Origin of the sequence: Streptococcus suis YS56, from assembly GCF_000440115.1 — a bacterium.
Taxonomy (GTDB): Bacteria; Bacillota; Bacilli; order Lactobacillales; family Streptococcaceae; genus Streptococcus; species Streptococcus suis_L.
Window position 1 is genome coordinate 1 of sequence record NZ_ALMY01000025.1, and the last position, 1,280, is coordinate 1,280.

Sequence of the window (1,280 nt, forward strand, 5' to 3'; positions counted from 1 at the left end):
TCTTCTGGTGTCAAGTTAGGGTTGGCATCGATTGCTTTCTTAGCATCGTCGGCTGCGGCTTCAACTTCTGCTTTTGCTGCGGCTTTTTCACCTGCAAGAGTTGCTGTGTTGACATCAGCTGGTGTTGCTGCTTTATCGATTGCTTCTGTAGCCTTTGCCACTTCTGCATCTAATGCATCTTTAGCAACTTTTTTCTCGGCTGGTGTCAAGTTAGGGTTGGCATCGATAGCTTTCTTAGCATCATCTGCGGCTGCTTTAAGCTCTTCTTTAGCAAGATCCTTATCAGCTTTCTCTTCCACTGCTTGAACTGCTTCTGGTGTCTCAGCAGTCATAATGTCAGATTTAGCGTCGTCAGCAAGGTCTTCTGCCTTAGCGATTGCTGCTTTTTTCTCGTCCTCTGTCAAGTTTGGATTTGCTTCGATAGCTGCAATCGTTTCTTTTGTATCATCTTCAAGCTTGTTAAGAGCATCCAATTGAGCTGCAGCAAGAACATCGCCTGCGATAACATCTACACCCTTGTCTTCAGCTGTTTGAACTTTTTCCGGTGTTGTTGCTGCATTAACAGCATCCTTAGCTTTAGCAAGATCTTTTTCAAGGTCTGCGAGGGCTTTGTCTACTTCCTTATCAGACAAGTTTGGATTTGCAGCAATAGTTTCCTTAGCTTTGGCAGCATCATCTTCAAGCTTGTTCAATGCATCTTGTTTCGCTGCCTCAAGAACTGCCGCATCAACAAGTGGAGTAGCTGTATCAATTGCTCCTTTATCAGCATCTTTTTGAGCTTTCTTAGCTGCTTCAAGGTCTGCAAGTGCTTGTGCATTTTCTGCAGCATCCGTAGCTGTCTTGGCATTATCAGCAATAGCATCCAAAGCAACCTTAGCGGCATCATTTACCTTGTCAATTGCTGCTTTTTTCTCAGCGTCTGACAAGTTTGGATTGTCATTGATAGCTTTAATCGCATCATCAGCAAGCTTCTCTGCTGCTTTAGTAGCTTCTTCTGCTTCTGTGCGGATAGCTTCTTTAGCTAACTCTTTGTCCTTAGCCAATTCAACAGCTTTTTCAGCTTCTGAACCTTTTTCTGTCAAGTCATCTTGACCTGCTTTGGTTGCTCCTGCTACATCGGCTGGAGTTGTTGCTGCATCAATTGCGTCTGTCGCTTTCTTAGCTGCGTCTTCAAGCTTATCTTTTTCAGCATTCACAACATCTTGAAGAGCTTTCTTAGCTGCGTCTTTCTCTTCTGGTGTCATAGTTGACGCATCGATAGCTTTTTCTGCTTCTGCTTG

At 44.1% G+C, this 1,280-nt stretch carries 1 protein-coding gene; it reads right to left on the reverse strand.

The window, feature by feature from the left end; genetic code table 11:
- A partial coding sequence (locus SST62_RS0103850; protein ID WP_153309594.1) for a DUF1542 domain-containing protein occupies window positions 1-1,244 on the reverse strand: 1,244 nt, incomplete at its 3' end.
- Between the last annotated feature and the right edge of the window lie 36 nt (window positions 1,245-1,280).